This window comes from Bradyrhizobium sp. 2TAF36 (genome assembly GCF_052114925.1).
GTDB classification, from domain to species: domain Bacteria; phylum Pseudomonadota; class Alphaproteobacteria; order Rhizobiales; family Xanthobacteraceae; genus Bradyrhizobium; species Bradyrhizobium barranii.
Genome location: NZ_JBFRFR010000053.1, coordinates 24631 through 48334 on the forward strand (window position 1 = coordinate 24631; position 23704 = coordinate 48334).

Annotated in this window: 23 protein-coding genes and 1 tRNA gene; 12 read left to right on the plus strand and 12 right to left on the minus strand. The window is 65.1% G+C overall.

Annotated features, from left to right (window positions below):
• Positions 1-5 precede the first annotated feature (5 nt).
• Both AB4Z51_RS28090 and AB4Z51_RS28095 read right to left on the minus strand, forming a co-directional pair.
• Entirely contained in the window at positions 6-5210 is a 5205-nt protein-coding gene (locus AB4Z51_RS28090) for an alpha-2-macroglobulin family protein (RefSeq protein WP_441498429.1), read from the minus strand.
• Complete coding sequence (locus AB4Z51_RS28095; RefSeq protein WP_135213577.1) at positions 5207-5449, minus strand: hypothetical protein; 243 nt, start codon at positions 5447-5449, stop codon at positions 5207-5209. The genes AB4Z51_RS28090 and AB4Z51_RS28095 overlap by 4 nt, the downstream gene beginning before the upstream one ends.
• Positions 5450-5612: 163 nt before the next feature.
• Between AB4Z51_RS28095 and AB4Z51_RS28100 the strand changes: the two genes are divergently transcribed.
• From AB4Z51_RS28100 to AB4Z51_RS28110, 3 genes are all read left to right on the plus strand, one after another.
• A tRNA-Arg gene (locus tag AB4Z51_RS28100) sits at positions 5613-5689 on the plus strand.
• Positions 5690-5937: 248 nt separating this feature from the next.
• Positions 5938-6657, plus strand: coding sequence for a hypothetical protein (locus tag AB4Z51_RS28105; RefSeq protein WP_135213573.1), 720 nt, complete (start codon positions 5938-5940; stop codon positions 6655-6657).
• Positions 6658-6959: 302 nt separating this feature from the next.
• A complete protein-coding gene (locus tag AB4Z51_RS28110) occupies positions 6960-7190 on the plus strand; it encodes a hypothetical protein (protein ID WP_441498430.1) in 231 nt (76 codons plus the stop codon).
• 148 nt (positions 7191-7338) lie between these two features.
• Here the strand turns inward: AB4Z51_RS28110 and AB4Z51_RS28115 are convergent, their stop codons facing one another.
• Both AB4Z51_RS28115 and AB4Z51_RS28120 read right to left on the minus strand, forming a co-directional pair.
• Complete coding sequence (locus AB4Z51_RS28115) at positions 7339-7557, minus strand: hypothetical protein (RefSeq protein WP_028161344.1); 219 nt, start codon at positions 7555-7557, stop codon at positions 7339-7341.
• Between the two features lie 257 nt (positions 7558-7814).
• Positions 7815-7967, minus strand: a complete 153-nt coding sequence (locus AB4Z51_RS28120; protein ID WP_014495428.1) for a hypothetical protein — start codon at positions 7965-7967, stop codon at positions 7815-7817.
• Positions 7968-8155: 188 nt separating this feature from the next.
• Here AB4Z51_RS28120 and AB4Z51_RS28125 point away from each other — a divergent pair, with 188 nt between their 5' ends.
• Complete coding sequence (locus AB4Z51_RS28125; RefSeq protein WP_028161343.1) at positions 8156-8314, plus strand: hypothetical protein; 159 nt, start codon at positions 8156-8158, stop codon at positions 8312-8314.
• Positions 8315-8414: 100 nt separating this feature from the next.
• Here AB4Z51_RS28125 and AB4Z51_RS28130 read toward each other — a convergent pair whose 3' ends face one another.
• The 3 genes from AB4Z51_RS28130 to AB4Z51_RS28140 all read right to left on the minus strand — a co-directional run bounded on the left by AB4Z51_RS28130 (position 8415) and on the right by AB4Z51_RS28140 (position 9899).
• Positions 8415-9191, minus strand: coding sequence for a hypothetical protein (locus AB4Z51_RS28130; protein WP_441498431.1), 777 nt, complete (start codon positions 9189-9191; stop codon positions 8415-8417).
• 173 nt (positions 9192-9364) lie between these two features.
• A complete protein-coding gene (locus AB4Z51_RS28135) occupies positions 9365-9601 on the minus strand; it encodes a hypothetical protein (protein ID WP_085401256.1) in 237 nt (78 codons plus the stop codon).
• 70 nt (positions 9602-9671) lie between these two features.
• The gene (locus tag AB4Z51_RS28140) at positions 9672-9899 is read right to left on the minus strand and encodes a hypothetical protein (RefSeq protein ID WP_028150973.1); all 228 of its coding nucleotides are present in this window, start codon (positions 9897-9899) and stop codon (positions 9672-9674) included.
• 263 nt (positions 9900-10162) lie between these two features.
• On the opposite strand from AB4Z51_RS28140, the gene AB4Z51_RS28145 reads away from it, so the two are divergent.
• A complete protein-coding gene (locus AB4Z51_RS28145) occupies positions 10163-10510 on the plus strand; it encodes a DUF6481 family protein (RefSeq protein ID WP_071914157.1) in 348 nt (115 codons plus the stop codon).
• A gap of 137 nt (positions 10511-10647) precedes the next feature.
• Here the strand turns inward: AB4Z51_RS28145 and AB4Z51_RS28150 are convergent, their stop codons facing one another.
• Entirely contained in the window at positions 10648-10890 is a 243-nt protein-coding gene (locus tag AB4Z51_RS28150; protein WP_028150975.1) for a pentapeptide MXKDX repeat protein, read from the minus strand.
• 297 nt (positions 10891-11187) lie between these two features.
• On the opposite strand from AB4Z51_RS28150, the gene AB4Z51_RS28155 reads away from it, so the two are divergent.
• The 3 genes from AB4Z51_RS28155 to AB4Z51_RS28165 are packed head-to-tail and all read left to right on the plus strand — an operon-like array spanning position 11188 to position 14116.
• A complete protein-coding gene (locus AB4Z51_RS28155; protein ID WP_063983435.1) occupies positions 11188-12210 on the plus strand; it encodes a TRAP transporter substrate-binding protein in 1023 nt (340 codons plus the stop codon).
• Entirely contained in the window at positions 12207-12761 is a 555-nt protein-coding gene (locus AB4Z51_RS28160; protein WP_135213570.1) for a TRAP transporter small permease, read from the plus strand. Before AB4Z51_RS28155 ends, AB4Z51_RS28160 begins: the two co-directional genes overlap by 4 nt.
• A complete protein-coding gene (locus tag AB4Z51_RS28165) occupies positions 12758-14116 on the plus strand; it encodes a TRAP transporter large permease (RefSeq protein WP_063983437.1) in 1359 nt (452 codons plus the stop codon). Before AB4Z51_RS28160 ends, AB4Z51_RS28165 begins: the two co-directional genes overlap by 4 nt.
• Positions 14117-14242: 126 nt before the next feature.
• Here AB4Z51_RS28165 and AB4Z51_RS28170 read toward each other — a convergent pair whose 3' ends face one another.
• On the minus strand, positions 14243-14935 hold the full coding sequence (locus AB4Z51_RS28170) for a GntR family transcriptional regulator (RefSeq protein WP_135213569.1): 693 nt from the start codon (positions 14933-14935) through the stop codon (positions 14243-14245).
• 231 nt (positions 14936-15166) lie between these two features.
• Between AB4Z51_RS28170 and AB4Z51_RS28175 the strand changes: the two genes are divergently transcribed.
• The 4 genes from AB4Z51_RS28175 (at position 15167) to AB4Z51_RS28190 (ending at position 19048) form a co-directional block, all read left to right on the plus strand.
• Positions 15167-15775 (plus strand): TRAP transporter small permease, encoded by a 609-nt coding sequence (locus AB4Z51_RS28175; protein WP_135213851.1) that lies wholly within the window; start codon positions 15167-15169, stop codon positions 15773-15775.
• The gene (locus tag AB4Z51_RS28180; protein WP_063983439.1) at positions 15775-17040 is read left to right on the plus strand and encodes a TRAP transporter large permease; all 1266 of its coding nucleotides are present in this window, start codon (positions 15775-15777) and stop codon (positions 17038-17040) included. Before AB4Z51_RS28175 ends, AB4Z51_RS28180 begins: the two co-directional genes overlap by 1 nt.
• 24 nt (positions 17041-17064) lie before the next feature.
• Positions 17065-18048 carry a TRAP transporter substrate-binding protein gene (locus AB4Z51_RS28185; RefSeq protein ID WP_038936090.1) on the plus strand — a complete coding sequence of 328 codons (984 nt, stop codon included), beginning with the start codon at positions 17065-17067 and terminating at the stop codon, positions 18046-18048.
• 73 nt (positions 18049-18121) lie between these two features.
• The gene (locus tag AB4Z51_RS28190; RefSeq protein ID WP_166096502.1) at positions 18122-19048 is read left to right on the plus strand and encodes a dihydrodipicolinate synthase family protein; all 927 of its coding nucleotides are present in this window, start codon (positions 18122-18124) and stop codon (positions 19046-19048) included.
• A gap of 108 nt (positions 19049-19156) precedes the next feature.
• On the opposite strand, the gene AB4Z51_RS28195 is transcribed toward AB4Z51_RS28190, so the two are convergent.
• Genes AB4Z51_RS28195 through AB4Z51_RS28205 form a run of 3 tightly spaced genes read right to left on the minus strand, consistent with a single transcriptional unit; the run spans position 19157 to position 23682 of the window.
• Positions 19157-20068, minus strand: a complete 912-nt coding sequence (locus AB4Z51_RS28195; RefSeq protein ID WP_441498432.1) for a hydroxymethylglutaryl-CoA lyase — start codon at positions 20066-20068, stop codon at positions 19157-19159.
• A gap of 1 nt (position 20069) precedes the next feature.
• On the minus strand, positions 20070-22073 hold the full coding sequence (locus tag AB4Z51_RS28200) for an acetyl/propionyl/methylcrotonyl-CoA carboxylase subunit alpha (RefSeq protein WP_167767888.1): 2004 nt from the start codon (positions 22071-22073) through the stop codon (positions 20070-20072).
• Between the two features lie 4 nt (positions 22074-22077).
• Positions 22078-23682, minus strand: coding sequence for a carboxyl transferase domain-containing protein (locus AB4Z51_RS28205; protein WP_135213565.1), 1605 nt, complete (start codon positions 23680-23682; stop codon positions 22078-22080).
• Positions 23683-23704: the final 22 nt, after the last annotated feature.

Consider the following 23704-nt stretch of genomic DNA (forward strand, 5'->3'; position numbering starts at 1 on the left):
CACACTCACTTCGCCGCCCGCACCTCGACGTTACCCGTCCCGGTCCGGCCGTAGCGCGAGGGATTGTACATGTCCTCGACATAGGCCTGGGGCAGCACGTATTTGCCGGGCGAGACCGCGCGCACGACGTAGGCGACGGTGAAGACCGACTTGGAGTCCGAGGCGCGATCGACCGCCGCCGTGAAGCGGTCGTCACGGAACTCGGTGTCTTCAGGCTCCTCGCCGTCCTCGATCCAGTCCAGCGTGCCGCTGTCGCCCGACGACACCAGCTTCGGATTATCGATCTCGAGGCCCGCGGGCAGATAGTCGGACACCATGRTGTGGCCGTACTCGGGCTTCGCCTCGGTGATCTTAAGCACCACGGCGAAACGCTGGTTCTGCTTGACCTTGCTGATGTCGGCGGGCTTGCCATCGAGCGTGAAATAATTGCGCTCGATCTTGAAGCCGTTCGATGCAGCTGGCTCCGGCGTGACCGGCGAGCCCGACACCGAGACCACCGCCTGGACCGGCGCATCGCCGGTGTTGGTGATCTTCAGCGGCTTGCCCTCCAGCGTCACGGCCTTGTAGCTGCGGTACAGCGCGGTCTTCACCGGCTGGCCGTCGACTTCCATCGAGAGGTTTTCCTTGGCCAGCGCCCGCGCCGCCAGCACCAGCCACGCATTCTCCTGCGTGGAGGTGTAGGGCGTCAGGCCGCGCGCGGTCTCGACCCGCGACACCGCCTGCGTCAGCGTCGCCTTCGGCGCGTTGCCTTCGCTGGCGAGAGAGACCAGCGCGGCGGCATCGCGCAGCTGCGAGCCGTAGTCGGTGCGGCCGAACTCCAGCACCGGCTTCGGCGCGAGGCCGTCGAGGGCGGCACCGTAGACGCGTTCCGCGCGATTGCGGTCGCCGACCAGCGCGAGCGCGGCCGCAAGCTGCGACTTCGCGATCGGGGTCGCGAGGTTGCTCAACTTGGTGTCGGCGAGATAGCGGAGATCGCCGATCGGCGCCGCCCCGTTACGCGCGAGCACGTAGAGGCCGTAGGCGAGATCGCGCCCGCCGTCCTTCTCCGGCTCGTTGCCGTTCACGACCGAGTTGCGGATACGGTCGAGCGCGTTCTTGAACAGCACGTCCGGCACCGCAAAGCCTTTTTCGCGGGCGCGGGTGAGGAAGTCCGTCACGTAGGCGTCGAGCCAGGCGTCGTCGCCTCCGGCCGACCACAGGCCGAACGAGCCGTTGGAGCCCTGGCGTGCCAGGAGCCGCTCGACCGCATCGCGGATGCGCTGGTCGACCTCGGTGTCCATGGCCAGATGCGCGCCGGCGGCGAGCTCGTTGACATAGAGCAACGGCAGGGCACGGCTCGTGATCTGTTCCGAGCAGCCATAGGGGTAGCGGTCGAGCGCCTTCAGGATCGTTGCGGCGTCGAGCGCCGTCGACAGGCTGGCCGAAACCGAGACGCTGCCGGTGCCCGGGACGAGATCGGAGAACATGTCCGAGGTCAGCGTCAGGCTTTCACCCTTCGCCAGCGTCCGGATCGAACGCCGCGCCAGCACCTGTGTCGCCGCCTTGACGTCGAGCGCATAGTGACGCGCCAGCGCAAGGCCGTTCGGTCCCTTGATGTCGACGTCGAGCGTCGCCTGCCCCGCCGCCGTCGCGTCGATTGCGAGCGTAAACGCGTTGCGCTGCTTGGCGGCGAGCTTGACCGTGGTTGCGGGATTGCCGGTCATCTTCACCGGGCCGCCGGTCTTCACGTTGATGACGTAGTCGCCGGCCTGGCCCTCGACATTGTCGATCTCGAGGTTGACCGTGCCGTGGTCGCCATTGAGCAGGAAGCGCGGCAAGGTCGTGGTCAGCACCACGGGATCGCGGATCACGACATCCGTGTTGGCACGGCCGAGCTTGGTCGCGGTCCACGCCACCGCCATGACGCGCGCGGTGCCGGCGAACTCGGGGACATCGAAGCTCACTTCGGCGGTGCCGTCGGCGGCGACCGTGACGATGCCCGAGTAGAGCGCGAGCGGCTTTTGCGCGGGCGGAGAGCCCTGCAATTCGCCGGCGCCGGCATCGCCGCCGGACTTGATCTGTCCGCGCGTGCCCGACATGCCGTCGATCAGTTGCCCATAGAGATCGCGGATCTCCGCGCTCAGGCGACGCTGGCCGAGATAGTAATCGTCAGGCGCCGGCGGCTTGTAATTGGTCAGGTTGAGGATGCCGACATCGACCGCAGCGATGACGATTTTGGCGTCCTCACCCGGATTGAGCCCGTCGAGCTTGACCGGGATCTTCAACGTCGCATTCGGCCGAACCAGTGCCGGCGGCGTCAGCTTCACCTGGAGCGTGCGGGTCTGCTTGTCGATGCCGAACCATTTCAGGCCGATCGCCCGGCCCGGCATGCGTTGCGCAGCCGCATCGAGCGGGCGGCGCAGCGTCGCCACCACATAGGCGCCGGTGCCCCAGTCCTTGCCGACCGGCAGTCTCACCTGCGCGGTACCTTCCTTGACGTCGATGGTCTGCGTCGTCAGCAGGCGGTCGCCGAGCACATTGACGGTGAGCTTGCCAGCGCTGCGGACGTTCACCGACACCGTCATGGTGTCGCCGGAGGCGTATTGCGGCTTGTCGATCGAGGTCTCCAGCAGGTCCGGCGTGTCGGCGCTGCCGTCGGAGTACCAGCCGACGTCGAACTGCACCGAGGTCACCGGACCGTCGGCGTCGTTCGACTTCACATCGAGCCGGTAGCGGCCGGGCTGCGGGCTAAGCGAAATCCGCGACGGCTTGTCGGCAGCGATCGTCACGTCGCCGTCGGAAACGCGCGAAGTCGATTTGACCGGCTCGTACTCCCAGTAATTGTTCTGGCGATACCACTGGTAGCGCGACTCCATCTTCAGGAGCTCGTAGCGCAGGCCGTCGCGGCGCAGCCTCTCGCCTTCGGGCGAGACGAACACGACATCGAACTCCGCATTGTCGCCCTCGGCGACGTTCTTGTCGCCGAACAGCGGCTTGATGCCGATCATGGCGTTGGCGGGTGCGACCGGCAGCACGATCTTGCGCTCAACGGCACGGCCGCCGGTCTCGACCATGCGAACGAAGATCTGCGCCTCCTGCGGGCGCGTCGAGGCAGGCTGCTTGTCCAGCGTCACCGGGAAGGTGGCAACGCCGTTGGCGTCGGCCTCCGGCAAATTCTCCAGCGGCGTGCGCTCGTTCGAGGTGGTCTCCTCGTCCGCGACGCCGAACTGGTAGCCGGCAAAGCCTGGGCGTTCGCTCGCGGGCGCGACCAGCATGTCGCCTTCGAGCTGGAGGCCCGAAGCCGGCGCGCCATAGAGGAAATGGCCATCCGCCTTGAGCTCCACCGGAGCGTTAGCTTTGATCAGCTTGTCCTTGGCGGACAAGTCGAATTCGATCCTGTCAGGAACGTAGTCCTCGACCATGAAGGTGGTTTCGCCGACCGACGAGCCCTTCGGATCGGTGAAGGCACGCACCCGCCAGGTCCCGGTCGGGACGGCCGAATTGAGCGGCAGGGACAGCGTGCGGCCGCCGGCGCCCTGGTCGGCCAGCACGGCGCGGCGGAATTCGACGCCGTCGGGGCGCTCGATCACCAGCGTCAGCGGCCCGCCGGCAACGGCATTGCCCTGCCCGTCGCGCAAAAGCGCGGTGAGATAGACGGTCTCGCTGGAGCGATAGACGCCGCGCTCGGCATAGACGAAGGCATCGGCGCCCGATGGCACCGCCCGGCCCGAAACGCCGCGGTCGGACAGGTCGAAAGCCGAGGTCTTCAGGCTCAGGAAGGCATAGTCGGCCTTCTCGCCGGTGACCGTGAGCATCGCCGGCGACAGGCCGCCTTCGCCGCGCGCAAGGCCCGCCTCGAACAACACATGGCCGCTATCGTCGGTCTTGCGGGTCGCCAAAATCTCGTTGTTGCGGGCGACCAGCCGGACCTCGGCCTTGCCGACCGGGTCGGTCGAGGCCAGCGAATTGACGAAGACGTGGATGCCGTCATTGCCGGAATAGGCGGTGACCCCGAGGTCTGAGACGATGAACCATTGCGTCGCGAGCTGGTAATCGTCGTCCGAGCCCGGCCCCTTGGCCGCGGCGGTCATCACGTAGACCCCGGGCTGGAGCTCGCCGAGCGCCTGGTCGACCGGGAATGCGGTGGTGACGTCCTGGTTCAGMGTCATCGCGGTCGCGAGCTCGCCGGTCCAGACCTTGACGCCACGCTCGCCGCCGAGATCGGCGAGCTGGTAGCGCGACAGCGTCTTCTGGAAATCGCTGTCGACGACCGTGTTGATCAGGTTGCGGTCGCCGATCCTGAAGACGTTGACGCTGACCGCGGGCGTGTTGACGCTGACCACGGGAATGCCGCGCTGGCCGGTCCGCGGCAGCACATAGGCGCGGCTGGTGAAGCGCACGAACGGCTTGCGGTCGCGCACATAGACGTTGAACTCGGCGGATTTCGGCAGGCCCTCCTTCACGGTGGACGGCAGGCCGGCGCGCAGATTGATGTTGTAGCGCTCGCCGTGCTTCAGCCCGTCGACGCAGAGCTGCTTGCCTTCGGCCGACAGCGCCGGCTTGTCCTGGCCCGCCAGCGCTAGGTACGGCGCGAAATCGGTGCGCTTGGCCAGCTCCTCCGAGAACTGGAAGCAGGCGCGCGGGCTCGCCGAATCCGAGTCCACGGTATAGTCGAGCAGCCGGAAGCCGTGCTCGTCGCGCATCTTCTCGTATTGACCGCGGACGTCGGCGACCTCGCGCATGTCGAGCGACAGCCGCAGCGCATCGAGCGCCGGCCGCCACAGCTTGCGTTCGGCCAGCGACTTGCCGAGCACGGCGAGCGCATCCGCCTCCTCGCCCGGATTGCCGGCGCGCTGGTAGGCGATGTAGGCGGCGGTCGAGGCCCGCTCCAGCAGGAACGTCTGCTCGCTCGAGCTTTTCGGCGAGATCTGGAAGATCACCTTGGCGAGCCGCAGCCAGTTGCCGGTATCCTCCGGCGTGGTCGCGGCGATCTGGCCGAGCACCGACAGCCCGGTGCGGAAATCATTGCGCCGGAAGGCGGCGTCGGCGTCGGTGCGCAGCGTCGCGCTGGTCTTGGCTACCGGCCCCGCCTCGCTCTTGATCTGGGCCTCCAGCTTGATCGCGGAATCGGCGAGGTCGTCGCGCTTGAACGCCTTGTCGGCGGCCAGCGCTGCGCTAAGGCCGAGCGCCAGCGTGGCGCAGAGTGTGACGGCGCGAACAAGACCGATCATAATGGACTCCCGGAAATCGCGGCGAACGCCGCGTGAGCATGAAATGCGCGGAAAGGTGACGGACTCAAGGCGATGGAACCAAAGGTGCAAATCGTCGCATTCGCCATGACAAGGCAAGCCCTGAGGAAACCGATCGAGATATCACCGCGCACGCCGTCCTGATGGCGCAGCCCTACCTGACCGATCGACCGGCGGCCGTGTCCCGGAAGCTGGCCAGCGTTCCCGGCGATGTAATCCATCGTCCAGTCCGCTGCCGCTCAACCCGGCACCCTGACACCCCACCGTTCCGCTTAGTCGCGGCGTTGAGGAAAACGGTTCGGTTCAGACTTGGCGGGAGCGAGGATTTTTCATATTTGGCGTGATAGAAGACCGGCAGGCGGCAGCCGAGGCCGGCATCAAGACGGTCCCATAGCTCAACTGGATAGAGTAGCGGATTTCTACTCCGCGGGTTGCAGGTTCGAGTCCTGCTGGGATCGCCAGCCGCGTCAGGCGCGGCGTATTTTTGGCTAACCGTTTGCACCGAAACGCCGGGAGTATTCTGGTCGCCATCGCTCTTGGAGGTTGCCGCCGACGCAGTTCTTCACATGAGCGCGGCCGAACTCGACGCTGCACTGTTTCGCGCGATCCAATGGCTTGCGAATCACGGTACGCCGCACGCGAGTAAGTAGGCTCCTGCAGGCGCTGGCCAAGGCGCATCGGGCGATCAACCTAGCGAGGAAAGTCGGCAATGAGCGATGCAGACACAGGCGAAGGCGAAGAGCTCATCATGGCCGACACTGGCTTGGCTGTGGCGGAGGAGCTGGCGGAGATGGAGATCACGAAGTTCGACCTCGATTGCGCCCTAGTCAGCTTGACGCTATGGACGCAGGGATATCGCCCAGAAGGTGGCGAAAGCGAAAAAGAGAGGGCTGTTAATGGCAGCTTGTTCCGCGACGGAATCACCCAATTCGTCAGCTGCTTCGACAGCAAGAATCGCTTCCCCCTTGTAGTGGAAACGGTCTACCCGAACGCCACCGGCGTAGCCCCCTACTTCAAATGGCTGCGCAACCTGAGGAACTCCTACACCGCGCATAGGCATGGCGCGGCCCGCCAGTGCAGCATCGCGGCAGTGGTCCGCCCGGGAACAGGTGCGTTTCTTGGCCATTCCAAATTGTTTGCGGCCTATGTTGGTCCCAGCCAAGACGGCCATGCTCAACTGTTGGCCGTTGTGTCGTTGGCGATCCGCTATGTCGAGGCTCAGATTCTGCGCCTGCAACAGCAGTTTATCGAGGAAGCCTCCGCGATACCACCTGAGCAGTTATTGATGCTCCCGCGTGGAGCGGCTGTTCAACCGCAAGGCCCAGCCCAAATGGGAATGAGCCGCGGGGACGTCAGGAAGGCAATCGCGCGCGAACTTAACGAAACGATCGTAGGAGATATTACGGCGGAAGCCCAAGAGCCTCGCTGATGCGCGAAACAATCCCCGCCCCTCCTCCGACGTCCACGGCCGAAAGCAGGGCGCTGCACATCGACTGCCCGCAAACGTGGAGCCGATTTGTCGCGTCGATCCCGTGGACGATTTCGATTCGCGCTGCCGGAATTTCGGTGCCGCTTGATCGACGTGACGGACGCACAGTTACCAATCCTTTTACTTCACGAATACGTGGGTACCCTCGCCCCGGTCTTTGAACCTGACGGACGAACCCTATCTATGCGCCGGGCGACGTGCGCCCGATAGGGAATTCGATGCTGCCAACCGAGTGGACGAGAATGGCTATCGCATCTGCGGTTGCCGTGATCGCGATGTCGTATTTGGCAATCGACGCTGGCGTCGTGAACTCCAGCGTGATCACACGGCGCATCGAGACGGCGCGGGCCTCCATTGCGGACGCGGCGGCCAGTCAGCATCAACTCGCTTTCGCTATTCAGGCCTGGGCGCGCCCAAGCCGCCAGAAGCCGGACTCGGAGCCACGCTTGGAGCACTGCCTGGCGATCGATTGAGTCAGGTCGCAGCACCAAATCAGCCGACGCCTAAGCGGCATTTCTTTTGTTCACGGTCCGACTCCGCTTCGTTCCAAAAGCACGAATCGTCATCGCAAAAATCGGCAGCGCGCATTTGTTAATGTCGCGTTTCGCTCGCTCGGTTCGTTCATGCATCCAAGGTCACGAGCACGGGCCGCAAGCGGTACGCGTCGATCGCAGCGTTCGACAGTAGCAGCCTGCGCCGCTCGCCGCGTAGCATCATGCGATCGATCCTGTTCAGGATGAAGCGGGCTGAATCATTGGGCTCGCCGGTGAGCAGGCCGGATTGGTCGAGATATTTCCAGGCGATCTCGAAAGACTGCGCGCGTAATTCGGGGTCTGTCATAGCCGGCCAACGTCGGCGGGGAACGGATGTTCCTAACCGCGCAACGTCAGTCCGGCGCGACGAAATGCGCAGCGCCGCGGAATGAGATCACGACCAGCACGTTGGCTGCAACGTAATGGAGTGGTGCCGACCCGCCAGCCCCGGTCGGCTTTGAAGGGCCCCGTGCTTGTCCCCCCGAGCACGGGGCTTTCTCATGCAGGCCAGCCAGCGCCCCGACCTCGTCCGGCCATTGACGCGAGATCTCGCCGAGGATGCGATTAGTCCGTCTGCTCGTCGCGCCGGTCGCGGGCAAGCTGATGCCAGGCCAGAGCCAGTTGGATCAGTCTCTGCCGGTCGGCGCCGTCGGCGGACGCCGCGGCCCGCTTCATCGCCGCCTCGGCTTCGTGCTGTGGGTCGTACTTGGGGCACATGAGGCCGAACCTAACCGACCGATATGGACGGACCGATGGCAATTTCGTCCGTATGAATGCGGGGTGGCTTCACGTCGTCCGAACCCACCCTGACGCATCTGTGAACTGCGTCACAGCCTGTAACCGGCGTCTCGGCTAAACAGAACTCAACCGCTCGCACCGCCGCGAGAGGGCATGGGTGGTCCATCATGACACAGGAAGCAGCAGCCGAGGCTCACGTCCCAACGCGACGCGCAAGGCCCGACCTGTTCGGCGCCACGTTTCTTGCCACCATCGGTATCGTGATGCTGGCCTGGATCGCAGGCCTGGTCTGGGCCGCGATCGCGTTCTTCAACTGGCTGGTGTGACGCGCGAAGCGATCAGTATCGCTTCAGCAAGCAATACGTTGCCCAGACAAAAAGAGGCGGGCCTGCGCCCGCCTCCTTGTTTCAGACCTTGCCTGAAGCCTCAGTAACAGGCGCGAGGATCGGCCTGCACATACTGGCCGCTCGGATAGCGGTAGTAGCAATTGCCCTGGGCGAAATAATAGCCGGGCCGCGAGGCAGCCGTGGCGCCGGCGATCGCGCCGGTGGCGCCGCCGATCACGGCACCCGCGGCCGCGCCCGAGGCGTTGCCCGAGATCAGGCCGCCCAGCACGCCGCCGACGATGGCGCCGCCAAGTGCGCTTGCGCCGGGATCAGGCGGAGGCGGCGGCGGTTCGTAGGCGACGGGAGGCGGCGCCGGAGCATAGGCCACCGGCATGTCGTCGAAGTAATCCTCGGAGATGTAGGCCGGCGGGCCGGCCATCCGCTGCGGATAATAATACCAGACGCCGCCGACGTCCCACCACCAACCGGAGCGGCCGTTGCGGACCTCGTGGCGCCAGCGCCCGCCATCCCAGGCGCGATTGCCGCGATAGGCGTGTCCGCCCCAGTCGCGCTCCGGTGCGGGGCCCCTGGCGTAATTGCGTCCGGGCGGCGGGCCGCCTGCTCCGTGCGGCCCGGGACCGGGGCCGCCGGCGTGGGGCTGGCCGCCGGGCTGTTGCGTGGGCCGGGCCGCCTGCTGCGGCGGGGGGCCCTTGCGCATGTTCTGATTGTTCTGGGGCGGCGCACCGGCGCCGGGCCCCGCAGGCGGCTGGGCCTGGGGTCTTGGCGGCAATGAGTCCTGTGCCTGCGCCGACAGTGCGACAAGGGAGATGGCCGAAACCAAGGGAATAATGATCTTCATGCGGCTGGACGCACTCATGCGTGCTTGACCCCCTACTCTCGCGATTGCCGTGGTGCCTAGCGCGATAGACGATTCGCCTCGCGCCTGGCTGATGCCGGCGGACATAACTGACCTGCTTTGGTCGGCTAAGTCCCGTTACAAATGATTAAGATCACGGCAATTTTCGGCCCTGGGGGCGCGGCGGAACCGTTCTAGCGCGCCGGCTCGATCACATTGCAGTTGGTCCGCCCCGACATCAGGCAGTCCTGCATCTTGCTGGCCGCGGTGAGATCGCGGGCGAGCCACCAGCCGACACCGAGGATCACGAGCGCGATGATCAATCCGGCAATCGCGCCGCGACGGTTGTCGCCGGATTGAGGTTTTGCGAGGGATTTGGGCTTTTTGCCCGGTTCGGGCTTGGATTCGGGCTTGGACTCAGACTTGGACATAACTGGCCGATCGCAGGGGTGAGCCGGCTTTACCACCTCTGCGACGTCGCGTCACATCCCGGCCGATCGTTCAGCCCCGGGTCTGCCGGATCGCATCCTTGCGCGAGGTTTCGACCGCCGGAGTGGCCCGAGGTGCGCACGTCGTCAGCAAGAATGCGGTCTGGGTGCATTCCCAATCCGCGCCGAGGACGGCACTTTCGATCGGCTTCGGGCGGGCGAGCAACAGTGCGACGCCAGCCAAGGCGACCACCGCGACGGCGATTGCGAGCGCCTTCGGGCTCAGTCTTGAGATCATCATGCCCGTGCTCCGTCTCGTACCGGGCGGACGCTAGGCGCCGCTCCGTGTGGTCCTCTATGAAGGACATCACAATTCGGCAGTTTTTCGGGGCTACGAGAGATCGTCGGTGGTGGCGATTTTTCGTCTACCTGATCGGCTGCGATTATGGGTGGCTTCGCGACGCGCGCCGATGTACACGCTTCTGCGTCGCGTGGTGCCTGCTATGCCCAGCCGACGTACCAACAGTCACCGATGTAGGATTGAAAGCGAGGAAGGCAAGGCCCGTGAGTGGATTTAGGGAACCCGGGTTTTCAGACCGGCAAAAGGCGGCGCAGGAAGCGCGCAAAAATCTTTTGAACAAATTCAAGTCGCAGCCCGGGCTGGATGATCCGGCGGTGGCGGCACGTCGTGCTGAGCGCGAGGCGCTCGCGGCCAAGCGCGCAGAGGCAAAGGCCGCGCGCGAAGCCGAGAAGGCCGAGCAGAAGCGTATTGCGGAAGAAGCTGCAGCGGCCGAAGCCGCGCGTATCGCCCGCGAAGCGGAAGAAGCGATCGCCAAGCAGGCTGAAGTCGAGGCCGAGCAAAAGGCCAAGCGCGACGCCCGCTACGCTGCCCGAAAGGCCAAGCGGAAGTAACGTTCGCAAGTCACGTTCAACTCACGTCGCGTTCAAGTGAAGTTGAACTGAAACATCGCTGGGGGCGGTCCATGTGACCGCCCTCGGACTTCCAAGCGCGCGGCTGCCTTCGCAGACGCCGCGAAGACGGCGGAAGATCAGTTCTTCTTCATCATCCCGTCGTCTTTCTTCATCCCGTCCTTCGACATGTGGTCCTTCTTCATGCCGTCGTCCTTGGACATGGTGTCCTTCTTCATGCCGTCCTTGGACATCGTGTCCTTCTTCATCATGCCGTCGTCCTTGCCCATCTTGTCCTGGGCAAAAGCGGCCGGCGACAGCGCGAGGCCAAGCGACAGAGCGGCAGCCGAGACGCCGAGCACGATGCGGGTGCGAATGGTCATGAGTGATTTCCCTTCGAGATGGTGTTTGTCAGCGACGGACGCCGCTATCTGATCTCGACGGATTGCCCGCTGGCGTTGTTACGCGCCCACTGACAAAATTTCTGCGGGCCGGCTGCGAGGATGTTCCGTGTGCACTGCAGCAAGGCCGGCACTTGCCCCGGCATTCGGTCTCGAACTATCAGATGAGAGAATATTGGGTGAGAGACCGGCTAGGATGGACCTATGCGCTGGTCTCAAGGACCCAGCCCACCTCACACCAAACAAGAACCGGCCAAGGGCCGTCCAAGGGGATACACCATGCTCACGCGCCGTCATCTGATCGCGACCGCCGTCGCCGCACCCGCCATTCTTCGCTTCGGCACGGGTACCGCGCATGCCGCGACCACGCTGAAGATCTCGCATCAATTCCCGGGAGGGACCATCGACAAGGGCGACTTCCGCGACCGGCTTTGCCGCATGTTCGCGGCTGAAGTCGCCAAGCGCAGCAAAGGCGACATCGCCGCAGAAATCTATCCGAACTCCTCGCTGATCAAGACCAACGCGCAGTTCTCCGCGATGCGCAAGGGCGCGCTCGACATCAGCCTCTATCCGATGCCTTACGCCGGTGGTGAGCTGCCGGAGACCAATATCGGCCTGATGCCGGGCCTCGTGACCACCTACGACCAGGGCATGCGCTGGAAGAAGGCGCCGGTCGGCAAGGCGCTGACCGACTTCCTCGCCGACAAGGGCATCATCCTGCTCACCTGGGTGTGGCAGGCCGGCGGCGTCGCCAGCCGCTCCAAGCCGATCGTCGCTCCTGAAGATGCCAAGGGCATGAAGGTGCGCGGCGGCTCGCGCGAAATGGACATGGTGCTCCAGACCGCCGGCGCCTCGGTGCTCTCGGTGCCGTCGAACGAAATCTACGCGGCGATGCAGACCGGCGCCTGCGATGCCGGCATCACCTCCTCGACCAGCCTGATCTCGTTCCGGCTCGAAGAGGTCGCGAAGTCGCTGACCTCCGGTGCGGGTGCCTCCTACTGGTTCATGCTCGAGCCGCTGATGATGTCGAAGGCGATTTTCGACAAGCTGCCGAAGAACCAGCAGGACGTCCTGCTCGCCGTCGGCACCGAGCTCGAAGCCTTCGGCCGCAAGGGCGCGCAGGACGACGACGTCGAGGTCGCCAAGGTCTACGAGAAGGCCGGCGCCAAGGTCAGTGCGCTCGATGCCGCCACCGTCGGCAAATGGCGCGACATCGCCCGCGACACCGCGTGGAAGGATTACGGCGCCAAGACCGCGACCGCCGCCAACCTGCTCAAGCTCGCCTCCGACGTCGGCGCATGAGCCACGGTCCGCTTCCGGATCGTGACGACCAGGCGAACGCTGCCGCAAGGACCGGCCTTGCGGCGGCGATCGATCGCGGTCTCGCCGTCCTCAACACCATCATCGTCGTGTTCGCAGCGATCGCGCTGATCGCGGCCTGCGCCATCCTGAGCTACAGCGTGCTCAGCCGCGCTCTGTTCAAGGCCGCCAATTACTGGCAGGACGAGGCCGCCGTATTCCTCCTGGTCGGCGCCACCTTCATGACGGCGGCCTATGTGCAGCAGAACCGCGGCCATATCGGCATCGAGGCCTTTGTCGGCCTGCTGTCGCCGCTCGCGAACCGGATCAGGCTCTGGCTGGTCGATGCTGCGACGTTCCTGTTCTGCGCCTTTTTCGCCTGGAAGTCCTGGACGCTGACCCATGAAGCCTATGTCGACGGTCAGGTCTCAAACTCGATGTGGTCGCCGCCGCTCGCCATTCCCTATTCGCTGATGGCGCTCGGGATGAGCCTGCTCTGCATCCAGATCCTCGTGCAGCTTGCGCTGCCTTTCGCAGGAGCCAGGCGTCCATGAGCGTTTTCGGTATCGGCCTCGCCTACGGTATCGCGACGCTGGTCGTGATGTTCTCAGGCATGCCGATCGCGTTCGCGCTCGGCGCGGTCGCGGTCGTGTTCATGGGCATCTACATGCCGGCCGCGTCCCTGGATACGGTGACGCAGAACGTCTACGAAGAAATGGCCTCGATCACGCTGCTGTCGATCCCGCTCTTCATCCTGAAGGGCGCCGCGATCGGCAAATCGCGCGCCGGCCAGGATCTCTATTCGGCCCTGCATGCGTGGCTGCATCGCGTCCCCGGCGGCCTCGGCGTCGCCAACGTGTTCGCCTGCGCGCTGTTTGCGGCGATGGCGGGCTCCAGCCCCGCGACCTGCTCGGCGATCGGATCGGCCGGCATCCCCGAGATGCGCAAGCGCGGCTATTCCGGCGGATTTGCCGCCGGCATCATCGCGGCCGGCGGCACGCTCGGCATTCTGCTGCCGCCCTCGATCACGATGATCCTGTTCGCGGTCGCCGCGGAAAAATCGCTCGGCCGTCTCTTCCTCGCCGGCATCGGGCCCGGCCTGCTGCTGGTGTCCCTGTTCGGCGCCTATGCGGTGATCCGCTTCCGCCAGGAATATGCCGCGGCGCAGGCGATCTTTGAGAAAGGCGGGCCTGAGGCGGCGATCCTGGCCCGCGACGAATACACGCTCGCCGAACGCTTCAGCGTGCTGCCGCGCGTGATCCCGTTCGTGCTGCTGCTCACCGGCGTCATGATCGCGCTCTATGGCGGCTACGCGACGCCGTCGGAAACCGCCGGCCTCGGCGGCCTGCTCGCGCTGGCGCTGATCGCGGCGATCTACAGCGTCTGGCGGCCGAGCGACCTCGCCCCGATCTTGAAGTCGACGATCCGGGAGTCGACCATGCTGATGATGATCATCGGCATGTCGCTGCTCTATTCCTACGTGATGAGCTATCTGCACATCTCGCAATCGGTCGCCGAATCCATCGTCGCGATGCACCTGCCGCGCTGGGAGCTGCTGTTCGCGATCCTCGTCATGGTCGTCGTGCTCGGCTTCTTCCTGCCGCCGGTCTCGATTATTCTCATGACCGCGCCGATCATCCTGCCGCCGCTCCGCGCCGCCAATTTCGACATCATCTGGTTCGGCGTAGTCATGACCATCGTGATGGAGATGGGGCTGATCCATCCGCCGGTCGGCCTCAACATCTTCGTCATCCGCAACGTCGCGCCGGACATTCCCTTGCGCGAGGTGATCTGGGGTACCCTGCCCTTCGTGCTGCTGATGATGCTCGCGGTGCTGCTGCTGTGCTTCTTCCCGGGAATCTCGACCGGCCTGCCGGACCTGGTGATGGGGCCGGACGGGAGTAGGTAGAGGCAATCGCAATTGCCGTAGGGTGGGCAAAGGCGCGCAGCGCCGTGCCCACCATCTCTCCTCGATCCCGATAAAAGTGGTGGGCACGCTTCGCTTTGCCCACCCTACGAGCTAACCCTAAGATCTCTACGATTTATCCTTCCGCCGTGACTTCGGCGCGATCGTGCTGCCGGCCACCACCTGCAACAGATCCTTGCGCACGGCCTCGATGTGCCGCTCCAGGAAGCGGCAGGCCTCCTCGACCTTCTGCGCGCGGCAGAGCGCGATCAGATGGGCGTGCTCCTTCTCGGCTGTTCCCATCGCCTTGGTGTTGGAGAGCTGGAGGCGCGTATAGCGGTCGCTGGTCTGGAGCAGTGACAGCACGATCGCGCGCGTACGCGGCTGGGGGGCGTGAACGTAGAGCGCCATGTGAAAATCGGCGTTGAGCTGGCCCCATTCGCTGACGTTACGCGCCTTGATCGCCTTCTCAAAACTCTTGTGGATGTCGTCGAGCCCTTCGAAATCATCGGCGGTGAAACGCGGCGCCGATTGCGCCAGGAGGCGTGGCTCCAGGATTCCGCGCAGGTCGAACACATCGTTGATCTCGTCCAGCGACAGCTCCGAGACGATCGCGCCCTTCTGCGGGACGATGCGCACCAGGCCTTCGGCTTCGAGCTGGAACAGCGCTTCGCGCACCGGGATGCGACTGACGCCATAGGCCTCGCCAAGTGCGTCCTGCCGTAGCTGCGATCCGGCCGGATAGGTGCCGTCGAGGATCGCCTGCCTGAGCTGGTCGACGATCGCGGCCGACAGCGTGCGATGCTTCAGAGGCTGTTTCATCTGACCTTCTGTTGTCCTTCCCGACTCATCCGGCCGAAGCGGTCTCTCTCTTGCATGTTGAGGGGCCCAACAAAAGTGTGCGGCCCGGCAAAAGCCAGTGCCCAGCAAAAGCGCGTCCTGCCGCCGAAATGACCGCAATCTCCGTTTGACACGCAAAATGTATAAATTATACATTTGCCGATAGCACGAGATTTCTCAGGGGTCGGGGCCTCTTTCATGATCGAGCAGACGATGCCGGCCACGCGCGCACTCAGCGTTCGACACATGGTCGTCCGCGCGTCCAGTGCCCTGCTCGCCGTCGAGCGCGTCGCGCTGATGGGCCTGATGTACCTGCTCACCGGGCTGATCCTGGTGAACGTCGTCACCCGCTACGCGCGTTTCCCGATCTACTGGATCGATGAATCCGCGGTCTATTGCGTTGTCTGGCTGACCTTCGTCGGCGCCTCGGCGATGACGCGGCTGCGGCTCGATTTCGCCGTCACCATGCTGACGGAACGTCTTTCGCCGCGGCACCAGAAGATCGCAAAGGTGATCTCGACCGGCATGGTCGTCGCGTTCGGAATCGCACTGATCGTGACCTGCGTGCTCTGGATGGACCCGATTGGTCTCGCGCGCGCCGGCTTCGACGGGCGCAAGCTCGCGGCTGAGACCTTCAACTTTCTCTACACCGAGCACACCCAGACGCTGAACTGGCCGACCTGGGTGCTCTATTTGACGCTGCCGATCTTCGCGGTCTCGATGACCATCCACGGCCTCGCCAACCTGCTGGAAGATCTCGAACTGGTCCCGCGCACGCCGCCGAAGGGCTTTGCGCTCTCCGAACTCGACGGGGTCAACTGATGATCACGTCAGCCGCCTTCGTCGCGATCATGCTGGTCGGCGTGCCGATCGGCCTCTGCCTATGCCTCGCCGGCCTCGTCTACATCGCAGCATCCGGCAATCCGGTGCTGTTCCAGTCCTATCCGCTCCAGCTGTTCGGCGGCGTCGACAGCTACGGCCTGATCGCCATTCCGCTCTTCATCCTGATCGGCGAGATCATGAACGGCGGCGGCATCACGCGGCGCATCGTCGACATGGCGATGGCCTTCGTCGGCTCGCTCAAGGGCGGGCTCGCCTACGTCAACATCCTCGCCAACATGTTCATCTCCTCGATCCTGGGATCGGCGACCGCGCAGGTCGCGATCATGGCCCAGATCATGGTGCCGGAGATGGAGAAGAAGGGCTACGACAAGACCTTCGCGGCGGGATTGACCGCCTATGGCGGCATGCTCGGCCCGATCATTCCGCCGTCGGTGATGTTCGTGGTCTACAGCGTGCTCGCGCAGGTCTCGGTCAGCGACATGCTGATCGCCGGCATCGTGCCGGGCGTGATCCTCACGGTGATGTTCTGCCTCGTCATCGCGCTGATGGGATACGTCTACAACTATCCGCGCGCCGATTATCAGACGCCGCGCCAGCGCGTCATGACGATCCTGCGGACGTCACCCACCCTGCTGATCCCGATCGTCATCGTCGGCACCATCCTCAGCGGCCTCGCCAATGCGACGGAATCCGCTGCGGTCGGCGCGGTCGCCGCCGCACTCGTCGGGAAATACTGGACCAGGGAATTCGAGTTCTCGCAGCTGCCGCAGATGATGCTGCGCAGCGCCATCTATTCGGCGATCGTGCTGTTCCTGGTGGCGGCCGCGGCGGTGTTCTCCTGGGTCCTGATCTTCGGCAAGGTGCCGCAGGAAACCGCCGGCTGGATCCAGTCCGCCGCCAAGGACCCGGTCAGCTTCATGCTGATCTGCAACGTCATCCTGCTGATCATCGGCACTGTCATCGACGGCATTCCCGGCCTGATCATGACGGTGCCGATCCTGCTGCCGGTTGCAACCGACGTCTACCACATCGATCCCCGGCATTTCGGCGTGGTCGTCGTGATCAACCTCGTGCTCGGCCTGCTGTCGCCGCCGGTCGGGCTCTGCTTCTTCGTCGCGGCCGCCGTCACCGGCGCCAAGCCCGGCAAGATGTTCATGGTGACGCTGCCCTTCTTCGTCATCTCCTGCGTCCTGCTGGTGCTGCTCTCGCTCTACCCCTCGCTCTCGCTGATCCTCATCAAATAGGCCCGTTCAAAAGGAAGCCCGACCATGCCGCTTTCACGCCGCCGCTTTCTCGCCGCCAGTGCCGCCGCCTCGGTGTTCGCACCGTCGCTGGCGCTTGCCCAGGCCAAGGAATTCCGCCTCGGCCTGATCACGCCCAACGGCCATTCCTGGAACAAGGCGGCGCTCAAGTTCGGCGACGATCTCAAGGCGGCCACCAACGGCCGGCTCACCCTGACCGTGTTCCATTCCGGCCAGCTCGGCAACGAGCCCGCGATGATGCAGCAATTGCAGTCCGGCGCGCTCGACATGGGCTTCATCCAGGCCGCCGAGCTCGGCTCGCGCGTGCCGCACATCGCCGCGATCAATGCGCCCTACATCGTCCGCTCGACGCCTGCGGTCGCGAAATTCGTGCGGCATCCGGCGGCCGTGAAGCTGTTCGATGTGCTGCCGCAGGAGACCGGCACCATCGGCCTCGGCTGGGGCATCACCGGCATGCGCGCGGTGTTCTCGTCCAAGGACCTGAACTCGCTCGCCGACATCAAGGGCATGAAGCTGCGCATCAACCCGACGCCGGTCTATCGCGACTTCTATTCCTCGCTCGGTGCCGCACCGACGCCGATCCCGACGCCGCAGGTGTTCGACGCGATGGCCAACGGCCAGGTCGATGGCCTCGAGGCCGATCTCGAATTCTCCTGGAACCAGCGCTTCGACAAGGTCTCCAAAGTGATCCTGCAGATGAACGCCGTCTTCATGCCGATGGCCGCGGTCGTTTCCGGCCGGGTCTGGCAGACGCTCCCCGCAGCCGACCGCGAGCTGATTGCCAAGACGGTGAAGTCGACGCTGGACGCGCAGATCGACGAGTTGGCCTCCAACGAGCCCGCGCTGATCGAGAATTTCAAGAACGCGCCGATCCCGATCCGCCAGGTCCCGCCCGGCGACACCGAGGCTGTCATCGCCGAGTTCGACAAGATCTGGCTGCCCAAGGCACCTGTTCTCGCCGAGCTGCGCAAGGTCGGCGCGACGCTCTGATCCCATTCGCCATCCTCTTCACCACAGCCGGCGGATCCAGCCCCCCGCCGGCAAACTCACTTGGAGTCACATCATGAGCCGCCGCGTTTCCTGGGAAGGCGTCTTCCCGGCCGTCACCACGCAATTCCACGATGATCTCTCGCTCGACATCGACGCCACCGCCAAGGTCATGGACGGGTTGATCCGCGACGGCGTCTCCGGTCTGATCGTCTGCGGCTCGGTCGGCGAGAACACCTCGCTGGAGCGCAAGGAGAAGGTCGCGATCATGGAGACGGCGAAATCCGTCGCGGCCGGCCGCGTGCCCGTGCTATGCGGCATCGCCGAATTCACCACCGCCTTTGCGGTCGAAACCGCCAAGGAAGCCGCGCGCGTCGGCATCGACGGCGTGATGGTGATGCCGGCGCTGGTCTATTCGTCGAAACCGCACGAGACCGCCGCACATTTCCGCGCGGTTGCCAGCGCGACCGACCTGCCGGTGATGCTCTACAACAACCCGCCGATCTACAAGAACGACGTCACCCCCGACATCCTGGCCTCGCTCGTCGACGTCGAGACCGTGGTCTGCTTCAAGGATTCCTCGGGCGACACGCGGCGCTTCATCGACACCAGGAATATGGTCGGCGACCGCTTCGTGCTGTTCGCAGGGCTCGACGACGTCATCGTCGAGAGCATCGCCATGGGCGCGGTGGGCTGGGTCTCCGGCATGTCCAACGCCTTCCCGCGCGAGGGCGAGACGCTGTTTCGCCTTGCCAAGGCCGGCCGCTTCGCCGAGGCCATGCCGATCTACGAATGGTTCATGCCGCTGCTGCACCTCGACGCACGCCCCGACCTCGTCCAGTGCATCAAGCTGTGCGAGCACATCATGGGCCGCGGCACCGCGCTGACCCGCCCGCCCCGCCTCGCGCTGCTGCCGCAGGAAAAGGCCGAGGTCGAGGCGATGATGGCGAAGGCGCTCAAGAACCGGCCGCGCCTGCCGGATGTCGGGCTGAAGGCGGCGTAGGCGAAGGTCTCGTAGGGTGGGCAAAGCGGAAGCGTGCCCACCATTCGCAAATTCGGTCGCGGAGAGATGGTGGGCACGGCGCTACGCGCCTTTGCCCACCATACGAAGCTAGGAAGCCGCCCGCTTCTTCTTCGCGTTCAGCGCGGAGGCTACGCGGCTCACAGGCGGCTTGCCCAGCACGCCGCTCATCTCGTTCGTGGCCGCCAGCAGCTTGTCCATGTCAATGCCGGTCCTGATGCCCATGCCTTCGAGCATGTAGACCACGTCCTCGGTCGCGACATTACCGGTCGCGCCCGGCGCGTAGGGGCAGCCGCCAAGGCCGCCGGCGGCGGCATCGATGACGCGGACGCCCTCCTCCAGGCCGGCATTGAGATTGGCGAGTGCCTGGCCGTAGGTGTCGTGGAAATGCATCGCGAGTTTTGCCGGCGGGATATTGGCGCTAACCGCGCGCAGCATCTCCTTGGCCTTATTAGGCGTGCCGACACCGATGGTGTCGCCGAGCGAGATCTCGTAGCAGCCGAGTTCCCATAGCGTGTTGGCGAGATCGGCGACCGCCTTCGGCTCGATCTCGCCGTCGAACGGACAGCCCAGCACGCAGGAGATATAGCCGCGGACCTTGACGCCATCCGCCTTGGCACGCGCCAGCACCGGCTTGAAGCGCTCGATGGACTCCGCGACCGTGCAGTTGATATTGGCGCGCGAAAAGCCTTCAGAGGCCGCCGCGAACACGGAGACGACTTGCGCGCCGGCAGCGCGCGCGGCGTCATAGCCCTTCTCGTTCGGCACCAGCACGTGGAATTCGGCGCCCGTGACGTGGCTTACGCCGCGCAGCACGGCGTCCGAGCTCGCCATTTGCGGGATCGCCTTGGGCGACACGAAGGCGCCGACCTCGACCGTGGTGAGGCCAGCGGCGACGAGCGCCTCGATGAAGGCGATGCGAGCCTCGACGCTGACGGGCGTCTTCTCGTTCTGGAGGCCGTCGCGCGGCCCCATTTCGATGATGCGGACGGGATCGCTCATCTCACTCTCCCGATGGCTCGACCACGGCGAGCTCGACGCCCTCCTGGACGATGTCTCCGACCTTGCATTTGATCGATTTCAGCACGCCGGCATAGGGCGCGCGCAGCGTCTGCTCCATCTTCATCACTTCCAGGGTGAGGATCGGCGCGCCCTTGTCGAGCTTGGCGCCCTCCTCGGCCAGCACGGCGACGACCGTGCCTGGCAAGGGCGCCGCGATCTTGTCCTCGCCGACATGCTCTTCGCTCTCGCCGCCGAACGGATCGACCCAATGCAGGTCGAAGCGGCCGTTGCGTGTGCGCAAATACAGCTCATGGCCGTCGATCACGGCTGCGACCTGCGATTTGACGCCATCGAGCGTCAGATCGAAGCCGCCATCCTTCGGCACGACGGCAAACGCTAGCTCGCGGTCGCCGATCACCAGCGTCGACGGGCCGCTGCCGTAGTTCAGCGTGATCTTCTGCTCAGGTCCATGGCCGACGCGGAAGGCAAAGTTGCGCTGGCGGCGACCGACCGGCATCCAGCCGAAGGTCTGCCAGGGCGAACTCGCCTCGTCTTGCGCGGACTGCCGCTCGTCGTTGATAACAGCGGCGACTGCTGCGCATAGCTCGAGCTCGCCGGGTGCCGGCGGGGCCTGCGTCAGCACTGCCAGCTCGCGCTCGATGAAGCCAGTGTCGATCGCATTGGTCCGCACCTTCGGATGCGTCATCAGCGCCGACAGGAACGGGATATTGGTGACGATGCCGCGGACGTCGGAGTCTTGCAGCCCGCGGTTCAGCCGTTCGATCGCGACGTCCCGCGTCGGCGCCCACGCGATCATTTTTGCGAGCATCGCATCGTAATAGGGCGAGACCGTATCGCCTTCGCGATAGCCGGCGTCGATGCGCAGGCCGCCCGTTTCCGCCGGCAAGCGCCAGGTCGAGATCCTCCCGACCGACGGCATGAAGTTCTTGGTCGGGTTTTCCGCGTAGACGCGCGCCTCGACCGCATGGCCATTGAGCCGGAGCTCGTCCTGCTTCAGCGGCAGTGCCTCGCCGAAGGCGACGCGCAGCTGCCACTCGACCAGATCGATGCCGGTGATCAGCTCGGTCACGGGATGCTCGACCTGAAGACGCGTGTTCATCTCGATGAAGAACACGTCCTTGCCGTCGGAGACGAACTCGATCGTGCCGGCGCCGACATAGTTCACGGCTCCGGCCGCCTTTCGCGCGGCGGCGCAGACGGTCTCGCGCTGGGCGGGATTGAGCGTCGGCGACGGCGCCTCCTCGATCACCTTCTGGTGCCGGCGCTGCAGCGTGCATTCGCGCTCGAACAGCGACAGCAGATTGCCGTGGCTGTCGCCGATGATCTGCACCTCGATGTGACGGGGATTGTCGACATATTTTTCGATCAGCATGCGGTCGTCGCCGAACGCGGCCTTGGCCTCGCGCTTGGCGCTGACAATCGCCGGTCCAAGCTCATCCGCCGAGCGAACGATGCGCATGCCGCGGCCGCCGCCGCCGGCGGACGCCTTCACCAGGATGGGAAAGCCGATCTTGTCCGCGGCCTTCGAAAGCGTCGCATCGTCCTGGGCCTCGCCGTGRTAGCCGGGCACCAGCGGCACGCCGGCCTTCTCCATCAGCGCCTTGGAGCCGGACTTCGAGCCCATCGCCGTCATCATCGCGGCGGTCGGGCCGACGAACACCAGGCCCGCCTCCAGGCACGCCCGCGCGAACTCGGCATTTTCGGACAGGAAGCCGTAGCCGGGATGCACGGCCTCGGCGCCGGTCTTGCGCGCGGCCTCGATCAGCCGCTCGGCACTGAGGTAGCTGTCGCGCGCCCGCGCCGGACCGAGCAACACGGCTTCATCTGCGAGCGCGACGTGCATCGCGTCGCGGTCGGCCTCGGAATAGACCGCGACCGTGCGCAGGCCCATGGCTCGCGCGGTGCGGATGACGCGGCAGGCGATCTCGCCGCGGTTGGCGATCAGGAGCGTGCGAAAACGCCGGTAGAGCATTGAACGGTCCATCGCATCACATCCTGAACAGGCCGAATTTGGTAGGCTCAATCGGCGCATTCGACGCCGCGGAAAGGCCGAGGCCGAGCACGAGGCGCGTGTCGGCCGGGTCGATCACGCCGTCGTCCCACAGGCGCGCGGTCGCGTAATACGGATGCCCCTGGCTCTCATATTGCGCGCGGATGGGCTCGCGGAACTTGTCTTCCTCTTCTTTCGACCAGCTATCGCCCTTTGCCTCGATGTTGTCGCGGCGGACCTGGCTCAGCACCATCGAGGCCTGCTCGCCGCCCATCACCGAGATGCGCGCGTTCGGCCACATCCACAGGAAGCGCGGCGAGTAGGCGCGGCCGCACATGCCGTAATTGCCGGCGCCGTAGGAGCCGCCGATCACGACGGTAAATTTCGGCACCGAGGCGGTCGCCACCGCCGTGACGAGCTTGGCACCGTCGCGCGCGATGCCGCCGGCCTCGTACTTCTTGCCGACCATGAAGCCCGTGATGTTCTGCAGGAACACCAAGGGAATGCCGCGCTGGCAGCACAGCTCGATGAAATGCGCCCCCTTCAGCGAGCTCTCGCTGAACAGGATGCCGTTGTTGGCGATGATGCCGACCGGATAGCCCCAGACATGGGCGAAGCCGCAGACCAGCGTCGTGCCGTAGAGTTTCTTGAACTCGTCGAACTCCGAGCCGTCGACGATACGGGCGATAATGTCGCGCACGTCGAACGGCTTGCGGCCGTCGACTGGCACCACGCCGTAGATCTCTTCCGCCGCAAACAGCGGATCGCGCGGCCTGTGCATGTTGAGGTTCGGCCGCACCGACGGCTTCAGCGTGCCGACGATGCGCCGGGCGATGCCGATCGCATGGGCGTCGTTCTGGGCGTAGTGGTCGGTCACGCCCGATTGCCGCGAATGCACGTCGGCGCCGCCGAGTTCCTCGGCACTCACCACCTCGCCGGTCGCGGCCTTCACCAGCGGCGGGCCGCCGAGGAAGATGGTGCCCTGGTTGCGCACGATGATGCTCTCGTCCGACATCGCGGGGACATAGGCGCCGCCGGCGGTGCAGGAGCCCATCACGATCGCGATCTGCGGAATGCCCTGCGACGACATCTGGGCCTGGTTGTAGAAGATGCGGCCGAAATGGCGCTCGTCCGGAAAGATCTCATCCTGAAGCGGCAGGAAGGCGCCGCCGGAATCGACCATGTAGACGCAGGGAAGATTGTTCTGCCGCGCCACGTCCTGCGCGCGCAGATGCTTCTTCACCGTCATCGGATAGTAAGTGCCGCCCTTGATGGTGGCGTCGTTGGCGACGATCACGCATTCGCGGCCCGAGATGCGCCCGACGCCGGTGATGACGCTCGCCGAATGCACGTCACCGCCATAGAGGCCGTACGCCGCCAGCGGCGACAGCTCCATGAACGAGGTGCCGGGATCGACCAGCAGGTCGACGCGCTCGCGCGCCAGCATCTTGCCGCGCGAGGTGTGGCGGTTGCGCGAGACCTCGCCGCCGCCGCCGGCGACCTGGCTCAGTTTTTCGCGCAAGTCCGCGACAAGCCCGCGCATGGCCTCGGAATTGCGCGCAAAGTCTGATGAAGACGTATCGATGCTGGAATGGAGCGGCATGTTGATTCCAATGAGGTGAAGG